The 26,040-nt window shown below is 37.7% G+C and carries 32 protein-coding genes; 20 read left to right on the top strand and 12 right to left on the bottom strand.

Annotated elements, in window-relative coordinates; genetic code table 11:
- Window positions 1-2: 2 nt before the first annotated feature.
- From HMPREF1116_RS06140 to HMPREF1116_RS12440, 3 genes are read right to left on the bottom strand one after another with little or no spacing between them, the layout of a single operon-like run.
- Window positions 3-818, bottom strand: a complete 816-nt coding sequence (locus tag HMPREF1116_RS06140; protein WP_000617820.1) for a TIGR03943 family putative permease subunit — start codon at window positions 816-818, stop codon at window positions 3-5.
- Window positions 815-1,720 (bottom strand): permease, encoded by a 906-nt coding sequence (locus HMPREF1116_RS06145; protein WP_000171954.1) that lies wholly within the window; start codon window positions 1,718-1,720, stop codon window positions 815-817. Before HMPREF1116_RS06145 ends, HMPREF1116_RS06140 begins: the two co-directional genes overlap by 4 nt.
- Window positions 1,721-1,852, bottom strand: coding sequence for an SPJ_0845 family protein (locus HMPREF1116_RS12440; RefSeq protein WP_000268694.1), 132 nt, complete (start codon window positions 1,850-1,852; stop codon window positions 1,721-1,723).
- Window positions 1,853-2,015: 163 nt separating this feature from the next.
- Here HMPREF1116_RS12440 and HMPREF1116_RS06155 point away from each other — a divergent pair, with 163 nt between their 5' ends.
- Genes HMPREF1116_RS06155 through HMPREF1116_RS06165 form a run of 3 tightly spaced genes read left to right on the top strand, consistent with a single transcriptional unit; the run spans window position 2,016 to window position 4,913 of the window.
- On the top strand, window positions 2,016-4,145 hold the full coding sequence (locus tag HMPREF1116_RS06155) for a Tex family protein (RefSeq protein WP_001037008.1): 2,130 nt from the start codon (window positions 2,016-2,018) through the stop codon (window positions 4,143-4,145).
- Window positions 4,132-4,581, top strand: a complete 450-nt coding sequence (locus HMPREF1116_RS06160; RefSeq protein ID WP_001054505.1) for a SprT family protein — start codon at window positions 4,132-4,134, stop codon at window positions 4,579-4,581. Before HMPREF1116_RS06155 ends, HMPREF1116_RS06160 begins: the two co-directional genes overlap by 14 nt.
- 59 nt (window positions 4,582-4,640) lie before the next feature.
- Entirely contained in the window at window positions 4,641-4,913 is a 273-nt protein-coding gene (locus tag HMPREF1116_RS06165; protein WP_001092788.1) for a PspC domain-containing protein, read from the top strand.
- 56 nt (window positions 4,914-4,969) lie between these two features.
- Here the strand turns inward: HMPREF1116_RS06165 and HMPREF1116_RS06170 are convergent, their stop codons facing one another.
- On the bottom strand, window positions 4,970-5,665 hold the full coding sequence (locus tag HMPREF1116_RS06170; RefSeq protein ID WP_000136264.1) for a VIT1/CCC1 transporter family protein: 696 nt from the start codon (window positions 5,663-5,665) through the stop codon (window positions 4,970-4,972).
- A gap of 212 nt (window positions 5,666-5,877) precedes the next feature.
- On the opposite strand from HMPREF1116_RS06170, the gene HMPREF1116_RS06175 reads away from it, so the two are divergent.
- Both HMPREF1116_RS06175 and radC read left to right on the top strand, forming a co-directional pair.
- A complete protein-coding gene (locus HMPREF1116_RS06175) occupies window positions 5,878-7,158 on the top strand; it encodes an O-acetylhomoserine aminocarboxypropyltransferase/cysteine synthase family protein (protein WP_025171264.1) in 1,281 nt (426 codons plus the stop codon).
- A gap of 63 nt (window positions 7,159-7,221) precedes the next feature.
- Window positions 7,222-7,902, top strand: coding sequence for a RadC family protein (gene radC, locus HMPREF1116_RS06180; RefSeq protein ID WP_000286951.1), 681 nt, complete (start codon window positions 7,222-7,224; stop codon window positions 7,900-7,902).
- Window positions 7,903-7,904: 2 nt separating this feature from the next.
- On the opposite strand, the gene HMPREF1116_RS0102165 is transcribed toward radC, so the two are convergent.
- The 8 genes from HMPREF1116_RS0102165 to HMPREF1116_RS06215 all read right to left on the bottom strand — a co-directional run bounded on the left by HMPREF1116_RS0102165 (window position 7,905) and on the right by HMPREF1116_RS06215 (window position 13,182).
- Complete coding sequence (locus HMPREF1116_RS0102165; RefSeq protein ID WP_001004203.1) at window positions 7,905-8,384, bottom strand: hypothetical protein; 480 nt, start codon at window positions 8,382-8,384, stop codon at window positions 7,905-7,907.
- A gap of 23 nt (window positions 8,385-8,407) precedes the next feature.
- The gene (locus HMPREF1116_RS06185) at window positions 8,408-9,097 is read right to left on the bottom strand and encodes a gamma-glutamyl-gamma-aminobutyrate hydrolase family protein (protein ID WP_000743329.1); all 690 of its coding nucleotides are present in this window, start codon (window positions 9,095-9,097) and stop codon (window positions 8,408-8,410) included.
- 15 nt (window positions 9,098-9,112) lie between these two features.
- Window positions 9,113-9,754: a redox-sensing transcriptional repressor Rex gene (locus HMPREF1116_RS06190; protein WP_000660647.1), complete on the bottom strand. Its 642-nt coding sequence runs from the start codon at window positions 9,752-9,754 to the stop codon at window positions 9,113-9,115.
- Window positions 9,755-9,835: 81 nt separating this feature from the next.
- Window positions 9,836-10,051 carry a DUF4649 family protein gene (locus tag HMPREF1116_RS06195; RefSeq protein WP_000489417.1) on the bottom strand — a complete coding sequence of 72 codons (216 nt, stop codon included), beginning with the start codon at window positions 10,049-10,051 and terminating at the stop codon, window positions 9,836-9,838.
- Between the two features lie 9 nt (window positions 10,052-10,060).
- The gene (locus HMPREF1116_RS06200; RefSeq protein ID WP_000863541.1) at window positions 10,061-10,408 is read right to left on the bottom strand and encodes a DUF1831 domain-containing protein; all 348 of its coding nucleotides are present in this window, start codon (window positions 10,406-10,408) and stop codon (window positions 10,061-10,063) included.
- Window positions 10,409-10,412: 4 nt separating this feature from the next.
- Window positions 10,413-11,528 (bottom strand): cysteine desulfurase family protein, encoded by a 1,116-nt coding sequence (locus HMPREF1116_RS06205; RefSeq protein WP_000639691.1) that lies wholly within the window; start codon window positions 11,526-11,528, stop codon window positions 10,413-10,415.
- 15 nt (window positions 11,529-11,543) lie between these two features.
- Window positions 11,544-12,488 (bottom strand): ribose-phosphate diphosphokinase, encoded by a 945-nt coding sequence (locus HMPREF1116_RS06210; RefSeq protein ID WP_001285421.1) that lies wholly within the window; start codon window positions 12,486-12,488, stop codon window positions 11,544-11,546.
- A 124-nt stretch (window positions 12,489-12,612) separates the two neighbouring features.
- Window positions 12,613-13,182 carry a CYTH domain-containing protein gene (locus HMPREF1116_RS06215; RefSeq protein WP_000681314.1) on the bottom strand — a complete coding sequence of 190 codons (570 nt, stop codon included), beginning with the start codon at window positions 13,180-13,182 and terminating at the stop codon, window positions 12,613-12,615.
- Between the two features lie 134 nt (window positions 13,183-13,316).
- On the opposite strand from HMPREF1116_RS06215, the gene HMPREF1116_RS06220 reads away from it, so the two are divergent.
- From HMPREF1116_RS06220 to HMPREF1116_RS06285, 15 genes are all read left to right on the top strand, one after another.
- Window positions 13,317-13,988 (top strand): GTP pyrophosphokinase, encoded by a 672-nt coding sequence (locus HMPREF1116_RS06220; RefSeq protein WP_000627444.1) that lies wholly within the window; start codon window positions 13,317-13,319, stop codon window positions 13,986-13,988.
- Complete coding sequence (locus HMPREF1116_RS06225) at window positions 13,972-14,790, top strand: NAD kinase (RefSeq protein WP_025171265.1); 819 nt, start codon at window positions 13,972-13,974, stop codon at window positions 14,788-14,790. The genes HMPREF1116_RS06220 and HMPREF1116_RS06225 overlap by 17 nt, the downstream gene beginning before the upstream one ends.
- Window positions 14,787-15,686, top strand: a complete 900-nt coding sequence (locus HMPREF1116_RS06230; protein ID WP_001210018.1) for an RluA family pseudouridine synthase — start codon at window positions 14,787-14,789, stop codon at window positions 15,684-15,686. The genes HMPREF1116_RS06225 and HMPREF1116_RS06230 overlap by 4 nt, the downstream gene beginning before the upstream one ends.
- Before the next feature lie 15 nt (window positions 15,687-15,701).
- Window positions 15,702-16,676 (top strand): phosphate acetyltransferase, encoded by a 975-nt coding sequence (pta, locus tag HMPREF1116_RS06235; RefSeq protein WP_000451567.1) that lies wholly within the window; start codon window positions 15,702-15,704, stop codon window positions 16,674-16,676.
- A 104-nt stretch (window positions 16,677-16,780) separates the two neighbouring features.
- Complete coding sequence (relB, locus tag HMPREF1116_RS06240; protein ID WP_000168947.1) at window positions 16,781-17,074, top strand: type II toxin-antitoxin system RelB/ParD family antitoxin; 294 nt, start codon at window positions 16,781-16,783, stop codon at window positions 17,072-17,074.
- A complete protein-coding gene (locus HMPREF1116_RS0102170) occupies window positions 17,067-17,405 on the top strand; it encodes a type II toxin-antitoxin system RelE/ParE family toxin (RefSeq protein WP_025171266.1) in 339 nt (112 codons plus the stop codon). The genes relB and HMPREF1116_RS0102170 overlap by 8 nt, the downstream gene beginning before the upstream one ends.
- 74 nt (window positions 17,406-17,479) lie before the next feature.
- On the top strand, window positions 17,480-18,172 hold the full coding sequence (locus HMPREF1116_RS06245; protein WP_000875421.1) for a YjjG family noncanonical pyrimidine nucleotidase: 693 nt from the start codon (window positions 17,480-17,482) through the stop codon (window positions 18,170-18,172).
- 554 nt (window positions 18,173-18,726) lie between these two features.
- Window positions 18,727-19,695: a hypothetical protein gene (locus HMPREF1116_RS06250; protein WP_025171267.1), complete on the top strand. Its 969-nt coding sequence runs from the start codon at window positions 18,727-18,729 to the stop codon at window positions 19,693-19,695.
- A gap of 433 nt (window positions 19,696-20,128) precedes the next feature.
- A complete protein-coding gene (locus HMPREF1116_RS11695; protein ID WP_007555120.1) occupies window positions 20,129-20,485 on the top strand; it encodes a hypothetical protein in 357 nt (118 codons plus the stop codon).
- A gap of 360 nt (window positions 20,486-20,845) precedes the next feature.
- Window positions 20,846-21,499 (top strand): uracil-DNA glycosylase, encoded by a 654-nt coding sequence (locus HMPREF1116_RS06260; RefSeq protein WP_000401334.1) that lies wholly within the window; start codon window positions 20,846-20,848, stop codon window positions 21,497-21,499.
- Window positions 21,500-21,508: 9 nt separating this feature from the next.
- Window positions 21,509-21,973, top strand: a complete 465-nt coding sequence (locus HMPREF1116_RS06265) for an NUDIX hydrolase (protein WP_001135761.1) — start codon at window positions 21,509-21,511, stop codon at window positions 21,971-21,973.
- A gap of 12 nt (window positions 21,974-21,985) precedes the next feature.
- On the top strand, window positions 21,986-23,257 hold the full coding sequence (locus HMPREF1116_RS06270) for a dihydroorotase (RefSeq protein ID WP_000960225.1): 1,272 nt from the start codon (window positions 21,986-21,988) through the stop codon (window positions 23,255-23,257).
- Window positions 23,258-23,267: 10 nt separating this feature from the next.
- Complete coding sequence (locus HMPREF1116_RS06275; protein WP_001105917.1) at window positions 23,268-23,528, top strand: hypothetical protein; 261 nt, start codon at window positions 23,268-23,270, stop codon at window positions 23,526-23,528.
- A gap of 11 nt (window positions 23,529-23,539) precedes the next feature.
- Window positions 23,540-24,880 (top strand): MATE family efflux transporter, encoded by a 1,341-nt coding sequence (locus HMPREF1116_RS06280; protein ID WP_000557544.1) that lies wholly within the window; start codon window positions 23,540-23,542, stop codon window positions 24,878-24,880.
- Between the two features lie 176 nt (window positions 24,881-25,056).
- Complete coding sequence (locus HMPREF1116_RS06285) at window positions 25,057-26,025, top strand: thiamine pyrophosphate-dependent dehydrogenase E1 component subunit alpha (RefSeq protein ID WP_000105346.1); 969 nt, start codon at window positions 25,057-25,059, stop codon at window positions 26,023-26,025.
- Window positions 26,026-26,040: the final 15 nt, after the last annotated feature.

Here is a 26,040-nt window from a genome sequence, read left to right on the forward strand (position 1 = left end):
TTTTAAAATTCTTTGTAAACATAAGGATTCTCTGGTTTATCGACTTTTACAAAGGATTGAATCTCAAGAGTTGGGAGGACTTGATTGAGTTCCTTGTGATATTGGTTTCTAATCTTCCCTTTTACTCTCACCCAGGTGTTATTGTCATACTGATTGGTATTTCCTGTGGTCAAGAGGCCGAAAACTCCCGAATCAGCGATGCAGTGCATGATACCGAAACGAAAAACGAACTGACTATTGGCATGATTTGGATCGTTGTAGACAAAGCCAATAAACTCGATTTCCTTGCCTTCAAATTCATTTGGATAATCATAGATAGCTTCCATGACTTCCAAGTAATTTTCATCCTTGATAACAATACTAGATTGAGCTAAATACTTATCAGCACTCTTACGGACAGTGTCTACATAAGCTGTGTGTGAATAAAACCTACTGGTATCCGGCTTAAGATATTGACTGCTCGTACCTTCGCTTGCTTGGATTGCCTTGTCCGTTCCTTCTGACAGAGGGAAATAATAGCCTTTTGCAGATACAGTTTGTGAGTCTAGTGCAACAGTTGGAAAGGCAAATCCAACTAACAAAGGTAAACTTAGGAGGACAAAACTAGCAAGCTTGGCTGAAAAACTATGTAAGTGGCTGTGTTCTTTCAAACGCTTGAAGCAAATATAGGCTTGAACAATGGCTAGCAAGAAAGACAACACCATTGTGATATAAGCCAGATAAGAGTAGTGGAGGTTTAGATATTGATTGAGCTTACCTGATAGGTGCAAATAAAAGGTTAAGACAAAATAACTCATCAAAATAAGAAATCGTATCATAGCATCACCCCGACTAGATAAGAATAGACAAGAACAACAAGAGTTACAATCGTCATGAACTGCCAAATAAAGCGAGTTTTAAGATAATTCTTCATCATGAGTAGGTTTTTGACATCAAGCATTGGTCCAATAACCAGAAAGGCAAGGACTGGCGCAAATCCGAAACTAGAGAGCAACGAAGAGCCAATAAAGGCATCCGCTTCACTACAAAGTGATAGAATGAAGGATAAGACCATCAATAGAATAATAGCAAGCAGTGGGGTAGCGCTGATAGATGTCAAGATTCGAGTTGGTGCATAGACTTGGACTATGCTAGCAAAAATACAGCCAAAAACCAAGTAACGTCCCATATCAAAGAATTCATCAATAGCTTGGATAAAGACCTGAAGGATTTTTTGACTTTTACTCAAGTGAGAAAAATCATGTTTATGACAAGCTAGCCTATTTTCCTTTTGAATCGATCCCTCCCAGACAAAACCAAGCAAGATTCCCAATATAGTAGCAACTAGAATTGCGCCCAAAATTCTTAGGAAAACCATTTGAATAGAATTACCAAAGGCCGAATAGGTCGCAAAGAGTACGATAGGATTGATGATAGGAGCGGTTACTAGAAAGGGAACAGCTGTATAGCTTGGAACCTTCTTCTCCAAGAAACGGTTGATGATCGGAACAATTCCACACTCACAAGAGGGAAAGAGAAACCCTATAAATGTACCAAAAAAGATCCTCCCCAAACGATTTTTAGGGAGAAATCTATATACTTTTTCAGGAGTCACATAGACTTCAATAGCACCTGAGATAATACTACCACTCAAGACAAAGGGTAGGGCTTCAATGATGATTGATAGAAAAATAGCGCCAGCTTGTAACACACTAGAAGGTAGACTTTGAAAGAGTGTCATCTATTTTTTCTTTTCAGCCTTATCTTTCTTTTCTTTATCATCTGGAAATGTCATTTGCTTCAAATCAGGTAGTTTAGCGAACTCTTCGAACATCTTATCTAAGTCATCAGTTTTTGTAAATTTAACAGCCATTGGGCATACCTCGATTCTTATTGTTTTCTCTATTATACTATTATTTCAGCCAAAAGGTTTAATTTTAAATTGACAAGACAAATGAATTTTTATCTTCAACAAATACCAAGCTAACTGTGACATTAATGAAAACAAGCTTTCTTCCTTATGGTATAATAGTTTCATGAATAAAAAATATGAAAAAATTTCCCAAGATTTGGGTGTAAGCTTAAAGCAAATTGATACGGTCTTGTCTTTGACAGCAGAGGGAGCGACTATTCCTTTTATCGCTCGTTATCGGAAAGACATGACTGGTAGTTTGGATGAGGTGGCTATCAAAGCTATTATCGACCTTGATAAAAGTCTTACCAACCTCAATGACCGTAAGGAAGCTGTTTTGTCAAAAATCAAAGAGCAAGGTAAGTTGACCAAAGAGTTAGAAGAAGCCATCTTAGCTGCTGAAAAACTAGCAGATGTTGAAGAACTTTATCTTCCTTATAAAGAAAAACGCCGCACCAAGGCGACAATTGCGCGTGAGGCAGGGCTTTTCCCTCTTGCTCGCTTAATCTTACAAAATGTTTCTGACCTAGAAAAAGAAGCAGAAGCATTTGTCTGTGAAGGATTCGAGACTCCACAAGATGCTTTAGCAGGTGCAGTTGATATTTTGGTTGAAGCTCTCTCTGAGGATGTCAATTTGCGTTCGATGACTTATCAAGAGGTCCTTAGACATTCTAAGATTACTTCACAAGTCAAGGACGAAAGTTTGGATGAAAAGCAAGTCTTTCAGATTTATTATGATTTCTCAGAGACGGTTGCTAACATGCAGGGATATCGTACTCTTGCCCTTAATCGTGGTGAGAAGTTAGGCGTCTTGAAAATTGGTTTTGAGCATGCGACTGATCGTATTCAAGCCTTCTTTGCTGCTCGTTTTAAGGTTAAGAATGCTTATATTGACGAAGTTGTTCAGCAGTCTGTTAAGAAAAAAGTCTTACCAGCTATCGAGCGCCGTATTCGTACTGAATTGACAGAAAAGGCAGAAGAAGGAGCTATTCAACTCTTCTCAGAAAACCTCCGTAATCTTCTTCTGGTAGCACCGCTAAAAGGGCGCGTGGTTCTTGGATTTGACCCTGCCTTTCGTACAGGTGCCAAGCTGGCGGTCGTTGATGCGACTGGTAAAATGTTGACGACACAAGTCATTTACCCAGTAAAACCAGCTTCAGCTCGTCAGATTGAAGAAGCAAAGAAAGATTTAGCAGATTTGATTGGCCAATATGGTGTTGAAATCATCGCTATCGGAAATGGGACTGCCAGTCGTGAAAGTGAAGCTTTTGTAGCTGAAGTACTTAAAGATTTTCCAGAAATTAGCTATGTCATTGTTAATGAGAGCGGTGCATCTGTCTACTCTGCTAGTGAACTTGCCCGTCAGGAGTTTCCAGAGTTAACTGTTGAAAAACGTTCGGCAATCTCAATCGCTCGTCGTTTGCAAGACCCGCTTGCTGAATTGGTTAAAATCGATCCAAAATCCATCGGTGTCGGTCAATATCAGCATGATGTCAGTCAGAAGAAATTGTCTGAAAGTCTCGACTTTGTTGTTGATACAGTGGTTAACCAAGTCGGTGTCAATATCAATACAGCTAGTCCAGCCTTGCTTTCTCATGTCGCAGGGCTTAACAAAACTATTTCAGAAAACATCGTCAAGTATCGTGAAGAAGAAGGTAAGATCACTTCACGCGCCCAAATCAAGAAAGTTCCTCGTTTAGGTGCTAAGGCTTTTGAGCAGTCTGCAGGTTTCCTTCGTATCCCTGAAAGTAGCAATATCCTTGACAACACAGGTGTTCACCCGGAAAACTATGTTGCTGTTAAGGAACTCTTCAAACGTTTGGACATTAAAGACCTAAATGAAGAAGCGCAAGCCAAACTCAAATCTATTTCAATCAAGGAAATGGCCCAAGAGTTAGATCTAGGACAGGAAACTCTTAAAGATATTATCGCAGACCTTCTCAAACCAGGTCGTGATTTCCGTGATTCTTTTGACGCTCCAGTTCTTCGCCAGGATGTTTTGGACATCAAAGACTTACAAGTTGGGCAAAAGCTTGAAGGAGTTGTGCGCAACGTCGTTGACTTCGGTGCCTTTGTTGATATCGGTATCCATGAGGACGGTCTCATTCACATCTCTCACATGAGTAAGAAATTTATCAAACATCCAAGTCAAGTAGTATCGGTCGGCGATTTGGTAACCGTTTGGGTTAAAAAAATCGATGCTGACCGCGAAAAAGTGAATCTGTCGCTTCTTGCACCTAATGAATCTAACTGATTACGTTAAACAGGTTTCTATAGAAGATTTTGGAAAACCTTTCAAACACCAAGCTCAATGGAATACTCGTCTACGGTCGACAGGTGGGCGATTTTTCCCTAAGGATGGTCATTTGGATTTCAATCCCAAAGTATATCAAGAACTTGGTTTAGAGGTTTTTCGTAAAATTGTTCGGCATGAGCTCTGTCATTACCATCTTTACTTTGAAGGCAAGGGCTATCAGCATAAGGATTTAGCCTTTAAGCAACTTCTAAAAGAGGTCGACGGTCTCCGCTTTGTTCCTCCCTTATCAAGTGCCAGTCAAAAGCCAAGCTTAGTCTATACTTGTCAGTCTTGTCAGCAAATCTATCAAAGAAAGCGAAAAATCGATACCAAGCGTTATCGTTGTGGTCTCTGTCGTGGAAAGCTCCTCTTGTTAAATCGGCCTAAGGACTGATGTAGCAAATCTAGCTTAGTGCTATACTAAGATTAAGAAATCCGAAAGAGGAATAAATTATGAATACAAAATTTTATAAAATGAGAAGAAATCGCATGATATCAGGTGTTCTTGCAGGCCTATCTGATAAGTGGAATCTTGATGTAACCCTAGTTCGTTTCCTTTTTGCAATTTTTACAATCGCAAATTTTGGACTCGGGATTATTATCTACATTATCCTGGCTTCGATCCTACCAACAAAAGAAGATATCGAAGCTGAAATGTATGGAACAGGCCCACGCAAGATTAAAGAAGTCCAACCTATCAATGATGACGAAGGTTGGTTTTGGTAATTTAAATTAACTGTCTATATTTTGATAGCAAAAAAAGATACCGTTCGGTATCTTTTTTAAATACTAAACAACTGTCCGAATAGATAGGTAACTCCCATAGTCAACAAACCGATACAAAGGTTACGGATCATGGCTGTTTTGGTTGGAGCTTTCCCAAGTTTGGCACTGGTGTAACCTGTAATCAATAGAGAAATGGCAACGATAAAAACAGTAGCAGGGATTCGATAGTCATTTGGAAAGATGGTAATGGAAAGCATTGGTGGTAAACTACCAAGAACAAAAGCGATGAAGCTAGATGTAGCAGCATGCCAAGGATTGGTAAACTCTTCATACTCGATTCCGTATTTTTCCTCAACTAAGGCTTTAAGTGGATTTTTAAGAAAAGCTTTATTGACTAAAAGTTGAGCTGAAGTTTCACACTCGCCATTTTGAAGATAAGCAGCATAAAGAGATTTCTTTGCGGCCTCGATATCCTTATCCAAAAGTAATTGTTCACGAGCTACAGCGGCTTCTTCAGTGTCTTTTTGAGTGGATACAGATACATACTCGCCACCAGCCATAGAAAAGGCACCAGCAAGAATTGCGGCTAATCCTGAGAGGAAAATAATCCAGATATTACTTGTCGCACTGGCAACCCCGATAACAACACCTGCGATGGAAATAATCCCATCATTAGCTCCTAGTACACCAGCACGCAAGATATTTAAACGCCCTGCAAAGTTTGAATCAATTTCATGAGTAATTTCTGTCATAGTCTTCTCCTTCATATTCATTATACAGTATGGGAGAAGTGAAAACAAACATTCTAAACTATCTGAAAAAAGTTCTACAATTCTAATAAAAGATTGCTATTTTTATCTATCAGGCATAGCTATTGCTTATGCCAATATATAACAAAGTTGTATTTGTAACCTAGTGAAATAGGTGATACAATAAACCTAATGAAATCTTTGGAGGTCTGATGATGACTCGTGAATTTAAATTTGAAACTCTGCAATTGCATGCAGGACAAGTGGTAGATGCTACTACCAAATCTCGTGCTGTACCAATTTACCAAACAACTTCCTTTGTATTTGAAGATACACAAGAAGGTGCAGAACTGTTTGCACTTCAGAAGGCTGGTAATATCTATACTCGTATCACTAACCCAACAACTTCAGCCTTTGAAGAGCGTATTGCAGCACTAGAAGGCGGAGTAGGTGCACTTGCTACAGCTTCTGGGATGGCGGCTCTTACTTATACTATCCTTGGACTTGCTCATGCAGGAGACCACGTGGTTGCAGCTTCAACTATCTACGGTGGGACCTTTAACCTTTTGAAAGAAACCCTTCCTCGTTACGGAATCACCACAACTTTTGTTGATATCGATAATCTAGAAGAAGTAGAAGCAGCGATTAAAGATAATACCAAACTTGTCTTGATTGAAACATTAGGTAATCCAGTTATCAACATTCCTGATATTGAAAAGATTGCTGAAATTGCTCACAAACATCAGATTCCTTTGGTTGCAGACAATACCTTTGCAACACCTTATCTCATCAATGTCTTTTCTCATGGTGTAGACATTGCGGTTCACTCAGCAACTAAGTTTATCGGTGGTCATGGTACAACTATCGGTGGTGTTATCGTTGATAGTGGGAAGTTTGACTGGGCTGCTTCAGGGAAATTCCCTCAATTAGTCGAAGAAGATCCAAGTTACCACAATATCAGCTATACTCGTGATGTTGGTGCTGCAGCTTTTATCGTTGCTGCTCGTGTTCAATTGCTTCGCGATATGGGAGCTGCCCTTTCACCATTTAACTCATTCTTGCTCTTGCAAGGGCTTGAAACACTTTCTCTCCGTGTAGAACGCCATGTTCAAAATGCTGAGAAAATCGTTGATTTCCTTGTGAACCATCCAAAGGTTGAAAAGGTCAACTATCCAAAACTTCCAGATAGTCCTTACCATGCCTTGGCTGAAAAATACTTACCAAAAGGTGTTGGTTCAATCTTTACCTTCCACGTTAAAGGTGGAGAAGCAGAAGCACGTAAAGTGATTGACAACTTGGAAATCTTTTCGAACTTAGCCAATGTAGCAGATGCTAAATCATTGGTCGTTCATCCCGCGACTACAACACATGCTCAGTTGTCAGACTCTGATCTAGAAGCAGCAGGAGTAACTAAAAATCAAATCCGTCTCTCAATCGGTCTTGAAAATGTCGATGATTTGATTGAAGATTTGCGACTAGCGCTTGAAAAAATCTAAAAATAACTAGTTTTTATTGAATTAATCATCCTTCTCACGAATAATAAAGTGAGGAGGATTTTTATGTACAGTATTTCATTTCAAGAAGATTCGCTCTTGCCAAGGGAACGCTTGGTGACAGAAGGAGTAGAGAGTTTGAGCAATCAGGAATTACTAGCCATTTTATTACGAACAGGAACTCGTCAATCTACCGTTTTTGAAATTGCACAGAAAGTATTGTCTCAATTGAACAGTTTAACTGAGTTAAAAAAAATGACCTTGCAAGAACTGCAGAGTTTATCAGGTATCGGTAGAGTGAAGGCTATTGAACTGCAAGCAATGATTGAGCTTGGAAGTCGTATTCACAAACATGAAACCATTGAGGCAGAGAGCATTCTTAGTAGTCAAAGACTGGCTAAAAAGATGCAACAAGAATTGGGAGATAAAAAACAAGAGCACCTAGTGGCGCTCTATCTGAATACACAAAATCAAATTATTCATCAGCAAACCATTTTTATTGGATCTGCTACTAGAAGTATTGCGGAACCAAGAGAAATTCTTCACTATGCCTTAAAGCATATGGCTACATCCGTGATTCTTGTTCATAATCATCCATCTGGTGCTGTTATGCCTAGTAGAAATGATGACCATGTTACGAAACTTGTTAAAGAAGCCTGCGAATTAATGGGTTTGGTCTTATTGGACCATCTCATTGTTTCACATTCCGATTATTTTAGTTACCGTGAGAAGACGGACTTGATATAGGTTTATTTTTTAAATTTTAGGGGACCCTGATCAATCTCTTGTAAAGCATAGGATTCTACTTGAGTCATATCTATGACAGGAAGTGGAGCTAATGTAGGGACTAGCAATTTTTCTTGCACGATAAAATCAACAATAGCATTAAAATCTTTTATTTTATAATACCTTTTTTTATGGATGAGGATATCCCTGTAAAAACCGACCGATGAGCGAAATTTACCTTTTAATTTAGCATCTGTTTTTTTACAAAATGGTTTTGCCTTTTTAGACCACTCTTTGAGTTGCTTTTGTTTTTCTTTTTGAGATAGTTTATCAAGATTCTCTTTATCCTTAGAAAATGCTTGATAGCTTTCGGCTGTTAAAAGTCTGTATAGATTAGAAAGTTGAAAATAAACTTCTATTTCCTTGCTCTTAAGAAAAGTGAAAATATTAGCTTCTAAATCTCTCAAAATATCATGAGTAGAAGGTGTTTTAAGTTCATTCACGATTTAATAACCTATTAGTAGCTTTAGAGTTCATTGACGACATAGTCGAAAAGTGTTTTATCTTTGGGGCGATTTTCAAAGAGAAATTCTGGATGCCATTGAACACCGAGGAAAGGGAAACCATCCGTTGTTGTAACAGCCTCGATAATTCCATCTTTAGGATCATGAGCTACAACCTTTAGATTTGGAGCTAGGTCCTTAATACTCTGATGGTGGAAAGAGTTGATATGGGAGATTTCTCCATAGATATCTCGAAGAATAGTATCAGGCTCGGTGACTAAACGTTGAGTTGTATACTCGGCTGAAGTATCCTGCCAATGGTCTTCAATATCTTGATAAAGAGATCCTCCCATAGCCACATTAAAGAGCTGGGTGCCTCGACAAACAGAAAAAATGGGTTTCTTCTGTTTAATGGCTTCTTTTATAAGAGCTAGCTCAAAAATATCTCTCTGAAGGTGGTAGTCATCGCTATCGATCTTTTTAGGCTCACCATAGAACTTTGGATCGACATTTTGTCCACCAGTTAAAATGAGTTTATCAATCAAGCCAATGTAGTAACTAGCCATTTCTTGATCACCAATTGGTAGGATAATGGGAATTCCCCCAGCTTCCTTGACTCCTTCAACAAAGCCTTTCGCAGCATAGCTCATCATAAGCTCATCATCAGGATGAGCTTTTTCGTTTCCTGTAATCCCAATAACTGGTTTTTTCATAAATGCTTTCGCTTTCTAATCCTCTTTTCTCATGAAATAGAGGAGAGTTTGCAATTCACTAGTTAAATCTACATACTGAGCTACCACATCTTTTGGTAGTTGGAGATGAACGGGTGAAAAGCTTAAAATTCCTTTAATACCTGCTTCGACAAGGAGATTAGCTACTTCTTGTGATTTGACACTCGGAACTGTTAAGATTGCAGTTTTAACATCTGCATTCTTTATTTTATCCTTGATTTGGGAAATTCCATAAATTGGGATTCCATCAGGAGTTTTTGTCCCAACTTCAGGATGATCATCCAAATCAAAAGCCATAATGATTTTCATTTTGTTTCGTTCGTGGAAACGGTAGTGAAGGAGAGCGTGCCCCATATTACCAATACCCACCAACATAACATTTGTAATAGAATTATCATTTAGAAGATCAGCAAAAAACGTCATTAGTTTTTTGACATCGTAGCCAAATCCACGGCGACCAAGTTCACCAAAGTAGGAAAAATCTCGTCTAACAGTAGCAGAGTCAATACCAATGGCCTCGGCAATTTGTTTTGAGTTGGCTCTTTCAATTTTTTCTGCATGAAATCTTTTAAAGATACGATAATAAAGAGAAAGTCTCTTTGCTGTTGCTTTTGGAATAGCAGACTGTTTTTCTTTCACAAAATCACAACCTTTCTAAATACTATTTTATAGAAAGATTGTGAAAAAATCAACAAAAACAAGAAAAAACTAAGAAAAATCTTAGCTTATCTTCGTAAAATCATAGTGAGATAGAAAACGATAGAGATTTCCCAGAAGCCCCTGATAGATTTCTTTTTCATTATAGGTCAGAGAAGTAATGACAGTAGTATCTGGAAGAGTCACACAACCTGAAAGTGATAGCATGAGTGCTTCATAATCTTCGTATTCTAAAACGCGATCGACTTGATAGGTGTCTTTGTAAGTTAATCGAAACATAATTGCCTTCTATCTTTCGCTTTTAGTAAAGACATCACGTTCAACAAGACTATCCATCAAGAAGTAAAATTTCTCTTGGTGGATATGAGTTTCTTCTGACTTAAAGATATCGACTAAACGTAGACCAAATTTATCAGTGATGTTGATTTTTGCACCTGTTAAGTCTTTGTTGATGATAATCTCAAGTTGGAAACCTTCCCCACTATTTGGAACTTTTTCAAGAAGACGTGTTAGTTCATAGTTACCAACCTTAGTTTCAAAAAAAGTGTTATCTTTTAGAGTGAACTTTTTGACGGTTGGGCTAAGTGTGTAATCATAACGGCAATTTTTAAGACTAATGGTTTTTTCGAATGCCATTGAGTTAACCTCCAATGATTTCTTTTAGAGTTTGTGCGAGAGTGATTATTTCTTGCTCTGTATTTTGAGGTGAAATGCTGACGCGAACGGATTCGTGTAAGCGAGGAGAGTCTTCACCGTAGAAAGCCTGAAGAACATGACTAACCTGAACGACACCTGCAGTACAAGCAGAGCCAGTTGAAATAGAAATACCTTCAAGATCTAGACGAAGGAGTAGTAGATCATTACGTTGACCTGGGAATCCAATATTAAGGACATAAGGTAGCTGGTCTTTCCCTTGATTGAGATAATAGTCTGTGTCAGCCATTTCCTTTAAGAATGTTTCTTTTAGTTTTTGAACCTTTTTAAAGTTTTGTTCTTGGTTTTCAAGATCATCCTTTAGAGCTGCTACCATTCCCACAATGGCAGGAAGATTTTCTGTTCCTGCTCTTTTTTTCTGCTCTTGATCGCCACCATGAAGGTAGGAGTCAAAATCTGTAGATGCAGCATAGAGAAAACCAACTCCTTTTGGACCATAAAATTTGTGTGCAGAAGCGCTAAGAAAATCAATTCCCAATTTTTCGGGAAGAATCTCAAATTTACCAACTGCCTGAACCGCATCGACATGATAGACGGCTGGATGATTTTTTAGAACTTCACCAATTTTAGCAATAGGTAAAAGTGTACCAGTTTCATTGTTTGCAAACATAGTAGAAACAAGAATGGTATCTTCACGCAGTGCATTTTTGACTTGGTCTGCAGTGATTTCTTGATGTTCAGGATGTAAAATAGTCACTTCAAAACCGAAATTTTCAACCAAGTATTTGATGGGTTCTAGAACAGCATGGTGCTCAATCGCAGTAGTGATAATGTGCTTTCCACGATTTTGATGGCGAAGGCAGTAGCCGATGATAGCAGTATTATTGCTTTCAGTACCACCAGTGGTAAAAAATATATGTTGTGGCTTTGTTCCTAGTAAACTTGCAAGTTCTTGACGAGCTTCTCGTAATAGTTTACCTGCTTGGCGCCCATGGCCATGAATACTAGAAGGGTTGCCATAAGTTTCTTGCATGACTTGAGTCATTGCTGAGATAGCTACTGAAGACATCGGAGTCGTTGCAGCATTATCCAAATAAATCAAAAACTCACCTAATTTCTATTTAAATAGTGGACTAACTGGTTTTCTTTCATGAATACGAACCATAGCATCACCAATCAATTCACTAGCAGTGATGTATTGTACGTTTTTAGGTTTTCTACTTTCTGTCACAACAGAATCTGTAACCAAGATCTCCTTGATATTTGTTGCATCTAATAACTCTGCAGCACCGTTAACGAATAGTCCATGACTTGAAACTGCATAGATTTCAGTTGCGCCGTCACGTTCTAAGATTTTAGCAGCTTCAGAGAAGGTACGGCCAGTATTCAGAATGTCATCGATTAAGATTGCTTTCTTACCTTCAACCTCCCCAATAATGTAACCTTGGCTACGTTCAGAATCATCTTGTGCATAATCAATGATAGCAATCGGAGCATCTAGGTATTCTGCAAGACTACGAGCACGTTTTACACCAGAGTTTTTAGGACTAACAACAACCACATCTGAACCAGTCAAACCTTTATCGCAGTAATGTTTTGCAAAAAGTGGAATTGTATAGAGGTTATCTACAGGAATGTCAAAGAATCCTTGAACCTGAACGGCATGGAGGTCAAGAGTCAATACACGACTAACTCCAGCTTTCACCAACATATTTGCAACCAGTTTTGCAGTAAGTGGTTCGCGTGAAGAAGCGATACGATCTTGGCGAGCGTAGCCGAAGTATGGAAGTACAACGTTAATGGTATTAGCACTAGCGCGAACACAAGCATCAACCATAATCAAGAGTTCCATCAAGTGGTTATTTACTGGATAACTAGTTGATTGGATGATATAAACATCATATCCACGAACACTTTCTTCGATGTTAACTTGGATTTCACCATCTGAAAATTGGCGTGAAGATACTTTTCCAAGTGGAACACCTGCAGCATCTGCGATTCTTTGAGCAATTTCCTGGTTGGAAGATAGTGCGAAAAGTTTCATGTTTTTTGTATCTGACATCGATAAACCGTCCTCTTTAAACTAAGTGAATCGCTGTAGTGAAACACTTTTAGTGATAAATGCTCTCTACAACAGATTCTATTATTTTTCATCCCTTTTATTTTATCAAAAAAAGAAGATTATTTCAGTATTTTTTCATATTTTCTATAAAACGAACCAATTTTGAAGGAGCTTTTTTGTAATGGATTTCATTGGCTTGTAAAAATTCTTGGAAATCAAGACTACCTTGGTTGCCATCTTCCACTTCTAATTCAAGCTCATAGTCAACAATATCAAAGTATTGGCTTTGATCAAGTGCCATGAGTCCGATAGGAGTTTGCTTTTCGTAGCGAACAGTAGTTAGGCAACCTAAAACTACCCAACCACTGGTTGAAAGTCCACGGCTAGTCAATTCGTCAAGAATCATTCCTTGCGGAAGTTTACATTCTTTAAGACAATGGTTTGCTTCCTCGAGGCTTAGATCTTGATTGTACTCCATATTTCCAACTTTTTGTGGGATTTTTATGGTCAATTCAGCGCTATTTTCAAAAGTACGAATGCGCATAGCGATTTTATGTTTGCGAAGGTAAAAATCTGGCGTGTCTAGGTAGTAATTTTTTTGTGTAATAGGTGTGACTCCTGAAAAGTGATCCTGCAATCTTTGATATTCATCCTTGTTTAGAAGTGTTTTCATTTCAATTTCTAAATGTTTCATTTTTTTTACTTTTTCCTTATCTTTGAAAGCGATTGTATGGTATAATAAGCATTGTATTTATTGTATAAGATTTTTCCTAGAAAATCAAAAACTAGATAAATCGAAGTGTATAGAGAATTGGATGAAAAAGATATATGATTACAGAATGGGAAGAATTTTTAGATCCTTACATTCAGGCTGTCGGAGAGCTGAAGATAAAACTCCGAGGTATTCGAAAACAATACCGCAAACAAAATAAACATTCTCCAATTGAGTTTGTAACTGGTCGAGTCAAACCGATCGAAAGTATAAAAGAAAAAATGGCTCGTCGAGGGATTGGATACGATACGTTGGAACAGGACTTGCAAGATATTGCAGGTTTACGCGTCATGGTTCAATTTGTAGATGACGTGAGCGAGGTTGTTGCCATCCTTCGTAAGAGGCAAGACATGAGAGTGGTACAAGAACGTGACTACATTACTCATCGAAAGGCTTCAGGCTATCGTTCTTACCATTTGATTATTGAGTATACAGTTGATACGATCAATGGGGCAAGAACGATTCTGGTGGAGATTCAGATTCGTACTTTGGCTATGAATTTCTGGGCTACCATCGAGCATTCTCTCAATTATAAATATCAAGGGGATTTTCCAGAAGAAATTAAGAAACGCTTGGAAATCACAGCAAGAATCTCTCACCAATTGGATGAAGAAATGAGTAAAATTCGTGATGATATCCAGGAAGCACAGGCACTCTTTGATCCATTGCATAGAAAGTTAAATGACGGGGTAGGTAATAGTGACGATACCGATGAAGAATACAGGTAAACGAATTGATCTAATCGCTAATCGCAAACCTCAAAGTCAAAGAGTCTTATATGAATTAAGAGATCGACTAAAAAAGAATAACTTTATATTAAATGATAAACATCCCGATATCGTGATTTCCATAGGTGGGGATGGGATGCTTTTGTCTGCTTTTCACAAGTATGAAGACCAGCTGGATAAGGTTCGCTTCGTTGGTGTTCACACAGGTCATTTAGGCTTCTATACGGATTACCGTGATTTTGAACTAGATCAATTGCTTACTAATTTACAGTTGGATACTGGGGCTCGTGTGTCTTACCCGCTTTTAAATGTAAAGATATTTTTGGAAAATGGAGAAGTGAAAATTTTCCGAGCTTTGAATGAGGCTAGCATTCGGAGAGCTGATAGGACTATGGTTGCCGATATTATCATTAACCAAGTGCCATTTGAACGTTTTAGAGGAGATGGCCTGACGGTATCGACGCCAACCGGGAGTACAGCCTATAACAAATCTCTTGGTGGAGCTGTTTTACATCCTACTATTGAGGCCCTACAATTGACAGAAATTGCGAGTCTTAACAATCGTGTCTACAGAACCTTAGGTTCTTCTATCATTGTGCCTAAGAAGGATAAGATAGAATTGATACCAACTCGTAATGACTACCATACGATTTCTGTTGACAATAGCATTTATTCTTACCGTAATATTGAAAGAATAGAATACCAGATAGACCATCATAAGATTCATTTTGTAGCAACACCAAGCCATACTAGTTTTTGGAATCGTGTCAAAGATGCCTTTATTGGTGAGGTGGATGAATGAGGTTTGAATTTATTGCTGACGAACACGTCAAGGTAAAGACATTTTTGAAAAAGCATGAAGTTTCTAAAGGATTGCTTGCCAAAATCAAGTTTCGAGGCGGAGATATTCGCGTAAACGGTCATCCACAAAATGCAACCTATCTCTTAGATATAGGGGATGTGGTTGTCATCGACATTCCTCCTGAGGAAGGTTTTGAGACACTGGAAGCAATTGATTATCCACTGGATATTCTGTTTGAAGATGATCATTTCTTAATTCTAAACAAACCCTTTGGTGTGGCCTCGATTCCTAGTGTCAATCATTCCAATACCATTGCCAACTTTATCAAGGGCTACTATGTGAAACAGAACTATGAAAATCAGCAGGTTCACATTGTAACCAGACTAGATCGCGATACTTCGGGTCTCATGCTTTTTGCTAAACATGGTTATGCTCATGCTAGACTAGACAAGCAGTTGCAAAAGAAAGCCATTGAAAAGCGCTATTTTGCACTCGTTAAAGGAGATGGGGTTCTGGAACCTCAAGGTGAAATTATTGCCCCGATTGCCCGTGATGAAGATTCAATCATCACTAGACGAGTGGCAAAAGGTGGTAAGTATGCCCATACTTCCTATCGTATTGTTGAGTCTTATGGCAATATTCATCTAGTTGATATTCGACTACATACGGGAAGGACACACCAGATTCGTGTTCATTTCTCCCATATCGGTTTCCCTTTGCTTGGCGATGACCTCTATGGTGGTAGTCTTGAACATGGCATAGAGCGCCAAGCTCTGCATTGCCATTACTTATCGTTTTATCATCCTTTTCTTGAAGAGCAGTTGGAGATGGAAAGTCCACTGCCGGATGATTTCAACACTCTTATAACTCAGTTATCAAATAATAATTTATCTTAAAAGGAGTCAAAACTCATGGAAGTTTTTGAAAGTTTAAAAGCCAACCTAGTTGGTAAAAATGCACGTATTGTCTTGCCAGAAGGTGAAGAACCACGTATTCTTCAAGCTACAAAACGCATCGTAAAAGAAACAGAAGTTATTCCCGTCTTACTAGGAAACCCTGACAAAATTAAAATTTATCTTGAAATCGAAGGAATCATGGATGGTTATGAAGTCATCGACCCAGTCCACTACCCTCAATTCGAAGACATGGTAGCATCACTTGTAGAACGTCGTAAAGGAAAAATGACTGAAGAAGAAGCTCGTGAAATCTTGGTTAAAGACGTGAACTATTTTGGTGTTATGTTGGTTTACATGGGCTTGGTAGATGGAATGGTTTCAGGAGCTATTCACTCTACTGCGGCAACTGTTCGCCCAGCCCTTCAAATTATCAAGACTCGTCCGAATGTTAGCCGTACTTCAGGTGCCTTCCTTATGGTTCGTGGTACTGAGCGTTACCTCTTTGGTGACTGTGCCATCAATATCAATCCTGACGCAGAAGCCTTGGCAGAAATTGCGATTAACTCTGCTATCACAGCTAAGATGTTCGGTATCGAACCAAAAATCGCTATGCTAAGCTATTCAACTAAAGGCTCAGGTTTTGGTGAAAGCGTAGATAAAGTTGTTGAAGCAACTAAGATTGCTCATGATCTTCGTCCTGACCTTGAAATCGATGGTGAATTGCAATTTGATGCTGCCTTCGTTCCAGAAACAGCTGCTCTCAAGGCACCAGGAAGCAAGGTTGCTGGACAAGCAAACGTCTTTATCTTCCCAGGTATCGAAGCAGGAAATATTGGCTACAAGATGGCAGAACGTCTCGGTGGCTTTGCAGCAGTTGGTCCAGTATTGCAAGGTTTGAACAAACCAGTTAATGACCTTTCTCGTGGATGTAACTCAGATGACGTCTTCAAACTTACACTAATCACAGCAGCACAAGCTGTACACCAATAAAATACAAGATAGCTCCTTTTCTGTTAAAGGAGCTTTTCGTTGAATTTCAAATCTAAAGATGATAAAATGTATTTACAAATCATCTTTACAAAGAGGTATTAATCATGGCAAGTACTCAACCAGTTAATTTTAGAGCAGATTCGACTTTTTACCAACAAACGAAAGAAATCATAGCTGATGAAAAGTTAACCCTGTCAGATATCTTTAATGCTGCACTTCGTAAAATTGCGACAGGTGCGGTTGATCCTAAAGAGTTCGTATTTAGTGATTTACAAGAGACTCAATATCAGGTTGCTTTTGAAGACTTGAAAAAGGAAATTTTGATGGGTCATCAAGAAGTTGAGCAAGGTAAACTAACGTCTTTGGCAGATGTAAGAAAGGAATTTGGACTTGACTAATCATAAACGTTACCATGTTTCTCTTACGGATCAAACTAAGAAAGACTTGAGAGAAATACATGATTATATTGTACTGAATTTTTACAGCCAGCAATCTGCCGATAGTAAACTAGACCTTATTCTAACGGCACTAGAAACTTTAGAAACCTTTCCAGAAGCATGTCCTTTGGTGTCAAGTCGAGGTTATGGTGAATTAACAGATGACGGAAAACGTTATCGATATATGCCAATTGAAAATTACTTAGCTTTTTATTATATCGACAAATATGAGGTTTATGTCTCCAGAATTTTAAATTCCAAGCAGAATTGGGCTAAGTTATTCAATAAGTAGAGGTAAAATTTTTTAAATTTTTTTGAATCATTTAGTCCCACTCTTTGTCCCCCCAAGAAAGGAAGTTTTTAAAATTGAAATACAAATTTCTATTATTCGACCTCGACCATACCTTACTCGATTTTGATGCTGCTGAGGATATAGCTCTGACGCAACTCTTAGAAGAAGAAGGAGTAGAGGATATCCAAACTTACAAAGATTATTATGTGCCCATGAACAAAGCCCTTTGGAAGGATTTGGAACAGAAAAAAATTACAAAGGCTGAGTTAATTAACACTCGTTTTGAAAAATTGTTTGCTCATTTTGGTATTGAAAAAGATGGGTCCTACTTAGCAGAGCGCTACCAGTTTTTCCTTTCAAAACAGGGGCAGACTTACCTAGGTGTGGAAGATTTATTAAAAAATTTGATAAAACAAGGCTATGAGCTCTATGCTGCGACAAATGGAATTACCCTTATTCAAACAAGACGTTTAGAGCAATCTGGTATCGCACCATTTTTCAAGGAGATTTTCATTTCTGAGCAACTCCATACCCAAAAACCAGATGCTGCATTTTATGAGAAAATTGGAGCTCGTATCCCTAACTTTGATAAAAATCATGCCCTTATGATTGGTGATTCCTTATCAGCTGATATTCAGGGTGGACAAAATGCAGGAATTGATACTGTCTGGTACAATCCTCAACATCTGGAAAATAAAACCCAAGTCCAGACAACTTATGAAGTCGACTCTTATCAGGCTCTGCTTGATTGCTTGGGAATCCTTTAAAAATCACAAAATATAAAAGATTCTGGAAAACATGGAGTTCAAGAAATTTTGGTAATATTTTGAAAACGCTTTATTTTTTGATATAATAAATCATGCAAGGATATAATGACAAGAATATTGTGATTGTCATGTACCGTTGAGCTCTCAATGGTCATTGAAGCGATAGTGCTGTTTATCAAATAGATGTTAAAAAAGGGGCATCAAAGCTAGTCTATCATTTGCCTATTAAGCTGCTAGATAAATTGGAAAACCTTATATAACCAAGAATTTTCAATAGTGATACTAGTAACAAATTTTACTCTTCTCAGTTAGTTTCAACAGGGATTAATGTGTGACTGGAGTAGATGTAGGTACCTAAGATTGGACTTATGCTATTCATCTGTTTGAACGTCTTAAATTGGTTGAAACAAACGATATAGGAGCAAATCAGTATGATATTGAAAAGAAATAAAAGAGCTATGAACTTCATGTTGATGTTAATAAGTGCTTGTTGTTGCCTTATTTGTCTAAGTGCCTGTCAGTCAAATCAGGTAAATTCGGTAGATGATTATAAAATGGCTATCTGGGATAGCGATAAAATAGCTGTCTTTGATGATTATGATTTAAATGAGTTCAAGGGTAATATAGCTAGAAAAGAAAAATATATCTATTGGGCTGAAAGTTTTTCGGAAGCAGGATCCTATTCAACTGCAAAAACAAAAGATACCCCTGCTCTAAAAAGATTTTTAGGTAGAATTAATAAGGAAAATTTAACTGAAACATTTAAAGTAGCAGAAGGAAATGATGCTTATGCCTCCATAACAGATGGAGATTATTTATATGCAACTGCTGTCTTTACAGATAGAATTGAATTTTATAAATATGATAACAATTTAGAAGTTGTCACTAATGTTACCATGAAAAATGATGGTCAACTAAATGCCAGTCAACAGTTTGTTATTGTAGATAATTATTTATACTTACTTGTAACCACATTGGATTTATCAACTCAAGTTCCTAATGCTGAAATTTGGAAAATGGATAAAGAATTCAACATCGTCGAAACATATAATCTAAACGAAACATCAGCATATATGAGAATGGTTAATGTAGGTGATGTCTTGTATATTGTGGAAGCACTTAGTGGGAGAAATTCTGATGGAGAATATAAGTCAGGAAATAAATTATTGGTTTTTGATTTAAAGAGTCAAAACAAGAATTATATCGATATTCCTGATAAGTATCCAACAAATATTCACTATGATGCTAAAAATAACCAATTGATTATAGAGAATGAGGGATTGTATAATGGCGAATTTTCCTTTACTACTGTCAATCTAGACAATTTAGAAGAAGATATTATTCATCTAGAAGGCTTTAGTACAGAGCAATATATTGCACCGTATTTTACATTTAAAGACAATATCTATTATTTTTTATTTAATGATTCTCTGGTTAAATATGATATTGTTGATAAGAAACAAACCATTATCAATCTAGAAAAATATAAGATAAAAGACGCCCATTATCTGATTGTTAAATAGTTTATTTAGAAAGTTTTAAAAATAAAAGTTTAATCTAAAAGATTTAATTAAGTATAATTCTAGTAATCTAGTTTATTACTGATGATATAGAAAATTATGCAAGGAAAAGACTTTTAAGATTATATGATAGTTTTTGAAATGCTTAGCTATCTTTCTGATTGGTGAAGCTGTTATGGCGAAGCTTTTGTAAGATTTTTGTATTATCGACAAAAATTAACTGATGAATTTAAGACCCGTGTCACAAAGAAATTGAATAAATAGTTTAATGAAAATCTAAATAATCGAACTCAAATGATTTTCTATGAAATTGGCAAAGAATTTATCCTTACTAATACTTCACAGGGTATTGAACAAATGCTCTTTTGTATAGATTCTTTGCAAAACCTAACAAAATATTTAAAACTGTTAAAAAGTAGATTGGAGTCTATAAATTATGGGAACATGGGATGCAACGATTTTTGGAAATGACACTTCCTTAGATATTAAAGAAGAATTCTTCGAGAGATACAATCAAGGAGAAGATGCAAATACAATCAAAAATGACCTGACATCGGATTTATATGATGACGATATGTATGATGTCTTGTTCGCCTTAGCACACTGTTTATGGGAAGTTGGGCAATTAGATGATGAATTCTTGCTTGAAATTAAAGAAATCATTCTTAACAAAGAAGATTTAGAACTAGCCCAAGAATTAGGTGCTGATAGTGAATTTTTAGAACAAAGAGCTGAAAATCTAGAAAAGTTTTTAGAAAAAATTAGTGTAAAAAATAAAAACTTAAATAACTAATTGCTTGTCTACCTCAGTCTGATATTAAAATGACCACAAAACCCACCATGAAAGATGTGCGATCAGCACGAATTCTTGATCCAAGTTTTCATAGTGCAGAATACAATTCATTTCGTGACTCTAAGTATTACTACTCTTTTGTAAATTGTATTTCAGGCTATCTAAAAAGTTCTGCAACTAAAAAATTTGAAAAATACAATGATAGTTTTTTTGAAATAATAGGCTATCTTTCAAATTGGAGGACTTGCTGTAGTCTTGAATCTTTATAAAATTTATCGAGACGTTTATAGATACTGTAAAAAGTGGTTTAGATAGCCACTTTTTGCTATAATAGAGGCAGTATAAACGAAGGAGAAAGCAATGGAACACTCATCCTGGCATGCTTTGATTAAAGAGCAATTACCTGAAGGTTATTTTGGGAAAATCAATCACTTTATGGAGCAGGTTTATGCTCATGGGATTGTTTATCCGCCTAAGGAAAAGGTTTTTCAGGCTCTTTTAACAACTCCTCTAGAAGAGGTTAAGGTGGTGATTCTGGGGCAGGATCCTTATCATGGGCCAGGTCAGGCGCAGGGATTGAGTTTTTCCGTTCCAGATTCTATTCCAGCCCCTCCTTCTTTGCAAAATATTTTAAAAGAACTTGCGGATGATATTGGGGTAAAACCGTCTCATGACTTGACCTCTTGGGCTGAGCAGGGAGTCTTGCTTCTCAATGCTTGCTTGACTGTCCCTGCTGGCCAGGCTAATGGTCATGCTGGTCAGATATGGGAACCATTTACAGATGCTATTATTAAGGTCGTCAATAACCTAGATAGACCAGTAGTTTTTGTACTTTGGGGAGCCTACGCCCGTAAGAAGAAGTCCTTGGTTAAAAATCCTCAGCACTTGATTATCGAATCAGCCCACCCAAGTCCTCTTTCTGTTTACAGAGGATTTTGGGGTTCTAAGCCTTTTTCTAAGGCCAATGCATTCTTAAAAGAAACAGGACAAGAGCCAATCGATTGGCTTAGATAAGGAGAGAATATGCCTCAGCTAGCGACAATTTGCTACATTGATAATGGAAAAGAATTGCTCATGCTTCATCGCAATAAAAAGCCTAATGATGTCCATGAAGGAAAATGGATCGGTGTAGGTGGAAAGATAGAACGCGGCGAAACTCCACAAGAATGTGCTGCTCGTGAGATTTTAGAAGAAACTGGTCTAAAAGCAAAACCAGTATTAAAAGGAGTGATCACCTTTCCAGAGTTTACTCCTGACTTGGACTGGTACACCTACGTCTTTAAGGTAACAGAATTTGAAGGAGAATTGATTGACTGTAATGAAGGTACCTTAGAATGGGTTCCTTACGATGAGGTTCTGAGTAAGCCGACTTGGGAAGGGGACCATACCTTTGTCGAGTGGCTTTTAGAAGATAAGCCCTTCTTTTCAGCTAAGTTTGTCTATGATGGTGATAAATTATTGGACACTCAAGTGGATTTCTACGAATAAAGGAGTAAAGTTATGTTAGTAATCAAAAACGGCCGTGTGATGGATCCAAAGTCTGGTTTGGATCAAGTTTGTGATGTTTTGGTTGATGAAGGGAAAATTGTTCAAATTGCTCCTGAAATTCAGGAAGAAGATGCTCAAGTAATAGATGCTACTGATCTTGTGGTTGCGCCTGGATTGGTAGATATCCATGTCCATTTCCGTGAACCAGGTCAAACGCATAAAGAAGACATTCATACCGGAGCACTAGCAGCAGCTGCAGGTGGATTTACAACTGTCGTAATGATGGCTAATACTAATCCAACTATCTCAGATGTTGAGACTTTGCAGGAAGTTCTTCAATCTGCGGCAAAGGAAAAGATCAACGTTAAATCTGTAGCAACGATTACCAAAAACTTTAATGGTCAAGACCTAACTGACTTTAAAGCTCTTTTAGAAGCAGGGGCAGTTGGTTTTTCTGATGACGGGATTCCTCTTGAAAGTAGTAAAGTTGTCAGGGAAGCCATGGAAAAAGCTAAAAAACTCAACACCTTTATCAGCTTGCACGAAGAAGATCCTGGCTTGAATGGTACGCTTGGTTTTAACGAAAATATCGCTAAAGAGCATTTTCATATTTGCGGTGCAACAGGAGTTGCGGAGTACGCTATGATTGCTCGTGATGTCATGATTGCCTATGCAACCAAGGCTCATGTTCATATCCAGCATTTGTCTAAGGAAGAAAGTGTTAAAGTTGTAGAGTTTGCTCAAAATATGGGAGCAAACGTAACTGCAGAAGTAGCACCCCAGCATTTTTCTAAGACTGAAGCTCTGCTTTTGACTAAAGGAAGTAACGCTAAGATGAATCCACCTCTTCGTTTGGAATCAGACCGTCGCGCCGTCATTGAAGGTTTAAAATCTGGAGTCATTTCTGTCATTGCTACTGACCACGCGCCTCACCATGCTGACGAAAAAAATGTTGAGGATATTACCAAAGCTCCATCAGGTATGACAGGTTTGGAAACTTCTTTGTCACTAGGTTTAACCTATCTGGTGGAAGCTGGCGAGTTGAGTTTAATGCAATTGCTAGAAAAAATGACCTACAATCCAGCCAAACTTTATAATTTTGAAGCAGGTTATCTAACTGAAAATGGTCCAGCTGATATTACGATTTTTGATGATAAAGCTGACCGAATCGTTGACACACATTTTGCTTCTAAAGCAGCTAATTCACCATTCATTGGTGAACAATTAAAAGGGCAGGTTAAATATACTATCTGTAAGGGACAAATCGTTTATCAAGCAGATTAGGAGCTTGAGGATGAATTATTTTCGTAAACTTAGAAATCGTAAACGAAATGCTTGCCATGGAGTATATTGTCCAGCCGCTAACCGTGCTAAAATTCAGTATGAAACCAAGGAAAAAGCTGACCATGCTGTAGAGTATGATAATGGTGGTTTGGTTAGAAGCTATTATTGCGCCTCATGTAATTGTTGGCACACGACATCAAAAGCTAGTAATCCACCCTTGAGCTTGAGAAAATATGGCTTAAAGCTTTTTGGCTTGGATGAAAAGGAGTAGAAAGAGTAGGTATGCATACAACAAAAACTATTAAAGACAAAATCATCTTATTTTTAAAAATTTTCTTTCCTATTCTAATTTATCAATTCGCTAATTTTTCCGCATCTTTTGTCGATACCACGATGACAGGCCAATATAATACACTGGATCTAGCGGGTGTTTCAATTGCAACTAGTTTGTGGAATCCTTTCTTTACCTTCCTGACAGGGATTGTCTCGGCCTTGGTCCCTATTATTGGTCATCATTTGGGACAAGGAAAAAAGAAAGAAGTTTCTTCGGATTTTTATCAATTTCTTTATTTGGCTTTAGCCTTATCTGTCGTACTTTTTGGCTTGGTTTTCTTTTTAGCACCAATTGTCTTACAATTCATGGGGCTGGAAGTGGCTGTATCCAGTGTTGCCATACGTTATCTGTGGCTCCTAGCCATCGGTATTATTCCTCTCTTGCTTTTTAGTGTTATTCGATCGCTACTTGATACGCTAGGACTAACAAAGTTGTCTATGTATCTTATGCTTCTTTTACTTCCTTTAAATAGTGGATTTAACTATTTACTAATATATGGAGCTTTTGGTTTTCCTGAGTTAGGAGGTGCAGGAGCAGGTCTGGGAACTTCCCTCGCTTACTGTGCCTTGTTGCTGATTTCGACTTTGGTCTTAATAAAGCATAAAAAGCTTAAGGAATATCAACTCCAAAAACCTATGCCCCTACAAATCAAAAAAATCAAGGAAGCTATTTATCTTGGTCTACCAATTGGTGGGACGGTATTTGCTGAAGTAGCCATTTTTTCAGTTGTTGGTTTGATTATGGCGAAATTCTCATCACTTATTATTGCCAGTCATCAGTCAGCTATGAACTTTTCAAATCTGATGTATGCTTTTCCTATGAGTATTTCAACTGCCATGGCCATTGTGATTTCTTATGAGGTAGGAGCTAAACGGTTAGACGATGCTAAACAGTATATCCATATTGGTCGTTTAACAGCAATGGTATTTGCGGTTTTAACACTTAGTTTTCTCTACATTTATCGTGAAAATGTAGCCAGACTATATGGTCAAGATTCAGAATTTATCCAACTGACAGCATCTTTTATGACCTATAGCTTGTTCTTCCAGTTAGCTGATACCTTTGCGGCACCTTTACAAGGTATTTTAAGAGGTTACAAGGATACGATTGTTCCTTTTTGTCTTGGTCTTATCGGATACTGGGGTGTTGGGATTCCGCTTGGGTTATATCTTGATTATTCGACTAGTTTAGGTGCGTATTCCTATTGGATTGCTCTTATCATTAGTTTAATGGTAAGTGGAATTCTTTATCAGTGGCGTTTACAAGTTATTATGAAAAGATTCAAATAATTTGTTGAAAAATGATGAAAAAAATTTGTGAAATTTGTATTTTACACAAAGAAAAGTCTCGATTTTATTGACTTTTCTTTTTTATATTGTGAAAAATTACAGGCATATTTTTTGACACTAATTAACCTATAAAGTAAAATAGAACTATAAGAATTTAAACTTAGAAAGGCAAGATTATGTCAACTTTAGATAAAAATCTTTTGCTTGAGATGTTCCGTAAGATGGAAGAAATTCGTCGTATGGACTTAAAAATTGCTCAATTAGTAAAAAAAGGAAAAGTGCCCGGTATGACGCACTTTTCTGTTGGTGAGGAGGCTGCTAACGTCGGGGCTATGTTAGCTCTAAACGCAGATGATCTGATCACTTCAAATCACCGTGGTCACGGTCAAGCTATTGCTAAAGGTATTGACCTTAATGGCATGATGGCTGAAATCCTAGGTAAGTATACCGGAACTTGTAAAGGTAAAGGTGGATCAATGCACATCGCCGACCTTGATGCAGGTAACCTTGGTGCCAACGGTATTGTAGGTGGTGGTATGGGAATCGCAGTAGGTGCTGCCCTTACTCAACAAATGAAAAACACTGGTAAAATCGTTGTCTGCTTCTTTGGTGACGGTGCAACAAACGAAGGTGTCTTCCACGAAGCGGTGAATATGGCGTCAATCTGGAATCTCCCAGTAATTTTCTACTGTATCAATAATGGTTACGGAATTTCAGCAGATATTAAGAAAATGACCAATGTTCAACATATCCATGAACGTAGCGCAGCTTACGGTATTCCTGGTATGTTTATCGAAGATGGTAACAATGTAATCGATGTCTACGAAGGATTTAAGAAAGCAGTGGACCATGTTCGTTCTGGTAAAGGTCCTGTCTTGATTGAGAGTGTAACCTACCGTTGGCTTGGTCACTCATCTTCAGACCCAGGTAAATATCGTACACGTGAAGAAGTAGAAGAGTGGAAACAAAAAGATCCAATCGAAAATCTTCGCAAGTACCTTGTTGAGAACAAGATTGCAAGTGCAGAGGAACTTGAAGAAATTCAAGCACAAGTTAAGGAAGCAGTGGAAGCATCTGTTAAATTTGCAGAAGAAAGTCCATTCCCTCCACTAGAATCAGCATTTGAAGATATTTACGCAGACTAAGGAGAAGTAGAGAAA

This window comes from Streptococcus sp. SK140 (assembly GCF_000259525.1).
Classification (GTDB): domain Bacteria; phylum Bacillota; class Bacilli; order Lactobacillales; family Streptococcaceae; genus Streptococcus.

What these genes read in the sequence shown, in the direction of transcription:
- HMPREF1116_RS06175 (WP_025171264.1), top strand. Translation starts at nt 5,878, where the DNA reads ATGACTCGTGAATTTAAATTTGAAACTCTGCAATTGCATGCAGGACAA.
- HMPREF1116_RS06215 (WP_000681314.1), bottom strand. Translation starts at nt 13,182, where the DNA reads ATGAAACATTTAGAAATTGAAATGAAAACACTTCTAAACAAGGATGAA.
- HMPREF1116_RS12440 (WP_000268694.1), bottom strand. Translation starts at nt 1,852, where the DNA reads ATGGCTGTTAAATTTACAAAAACTGATGACTTAGATAAGATGTTCGAA.
- HMPREF1116_RS06270 (WP_000960225.1), top strand. Translation starts at nt 21,986, where the DNA reads ATGTTAGTAATCAAAAACGGCCGTGTGATGGATCCAAAGTCTGGTTTG.
- HMPREF1116_RS06165 (WP_001092788.1), top strand. Translation starts at nt 4,641, where the DNA reads ATGAATACAAAATTTTATAAAATGAGAAGAAATCGCATGATATCAGGT.
- HMPREF1116_RS06210 (WP_001285421.1), bottom strand. Translation starts at nt 12,488, where the DNA reads ATGTCAGATACAAAAAACATGAAACTTTTCGCACTATCTTCCAACCAG.
- HMPREF1116_RS06195 (WP_000489417.1), bottom strand. Translation starts at nt 10,051, where the DNA reads ATGTTTCGATTAACTTACAAAGACACCTATCAAGTCGATCGCGTTTTA.
- HMPREF1116_RS06225 (WP_025171265.1), top strand. Translation starts at nt 13,972, where the DNA reads ATGAAGAATACAGGTAAACGAATTGATCTAATCGCTAATCGCAAACCT.
- radC (WP_000286951.1), top strand. Translation starts at nt 7,222, where the DNA reads ATGTACAGTATTTCATTTCAAGAAGATTCGCTCTTGCCAAGGGAACGC.
- HMPREF1116_RS06265 (WP_001135761.1), top strand. Translation starts at nt 21,509, where the DNA reads ATGCCTCAGCTAGCGACAATTTGCTACATTGATAATGGAAAAGAATTG.
- HMPREF1116_RS06250 (WP_025171267.1), top strand. Translation starts at nt 18,727, where the DNA reads ATGGCTATCTGGGATAGCGATAAAATAGCTGTCTTTGATGATTATGAT.
- HMPREF1116_RS06145 (WP_000171954.1), bottom strand. Translation starts at nt 1,720, where the DNA reads ATGACACTCTTTCAAAGTCTACCTTCTAGTGTGTTACAAGCTGGCGCT.
- HMPREF1116_RS06170 (WP_000136264.1), bottom strand. Translation starts at nt 5,665, where the DNA reads ATGACAGAAATTACTCATGAAATTGATTCAAACTTTGCAGGGCGTTTA.
- HMPREF1116_RS06220 (WP_000627444.1), top strand. Translation starts at nt 13,317, where the DNA reads ATGATTACAGAATGGGAAGAATTTTTAGATCCTTACATTCAGGCTGTC.
- HMPREF1116_RS11695 (WP_007555120.1), top strand. Translation starts at nt 20,129, where the DNA reads ATGGGAACATGGGATGCAACGATTTTTGGAAATGACACTTCCTTAGAT.
- relB (WP_000168947.1), top strand. Translation starts at nt 16,781, where the DNA reads ATGGCAAGTACTCAACCAGTTAATTTTAGAGCAGATTCGACTTTTTAC.
- HMPREF1116_RS06155 (WP_001037008.1), top strand. Translation starts at nt 2,016, where the DNA reads ATGAATAAAAAATATGAAAAAATTTCCCAAGATTTGGGTGTAAGCTTA.
- pta (WP_000451567.1), top strand. Translation starts at nt 15,702, where the DNA reads ATGGAAGTTTTTGAAAGTTTAAAAGCCAACCTAGTTGGTAAAAATGCA.
- HMPREF1116_RS06285 (WP_000105346.1), top strand. Translation starts at nt 25,057, where the DNA reads ATGTCAACTTTAGATAAAAATCTTTTGCTTGAGATGTTCCGTAAGATG.
- HMPREF1116_RS06260 (WP_000401334.1), top strand. Translation starts at nt 20,846, where the DNA reads ATGGAACACTCATCCTGGCATGCTTTGATTAAAGAGCAATTACCTGAA.
- HMPREF1116_RS06275 (WP_001105917.1), top strand. Translation starts at nt 23,268, where the DNA reads ATGAATTATTTTCGTAAACTTAGAAATCGTAAACGAAATGCTTGCCAT.
- HMPREF1116_RS06200 (WP_000863541.1), bottom strand. Translation starts at nt 10,408, where the DNA reads ATGGCATTCGAAAAAACCATTAGTCTTAAAAATTGCCGTTATGATTAC.
- HMPREF1116_RS06230 (WP_001210018.1), top strand. Translation starts at nt 14,787, where the DNA reads ATGAGGTTTGAATTTATTGCTGACGAACACGTCAAGGTAAAGACATTT.
- HMPREF1116_RS06140 (WP_000617820.1), bottom strand. Translation starts at nt 818, where the DNA reads ATGATACGATTTCTTATTTTGATGAGTTATTTTGTCTTAACCTTTTAT.
- HMPREF1116_RS06280 (WP_000557544.1), top strand. Translation starts at nt 23,540, where the DNA reads ATGCATACAACAAAAACTATTAAAGACAAAATCATCTTATTTTTAAAA.
- HMPREF1116_RS06160 (WP_001054505.1), top strand. Translation starts at nt 4,132, where the DNA reads ATGAATCTAACTGATTACGTTAAACAGGTTTCTATAGAAGATTTTGGA.
- HMPREF1116_RS06185 (WP_000743329.1), bottom strand. Translation starts at nt 9,097, where the DNA reads ATGAAAAAACCAGTTATTGGGATTACAGGAAACGAAAAAGCTCATCCT.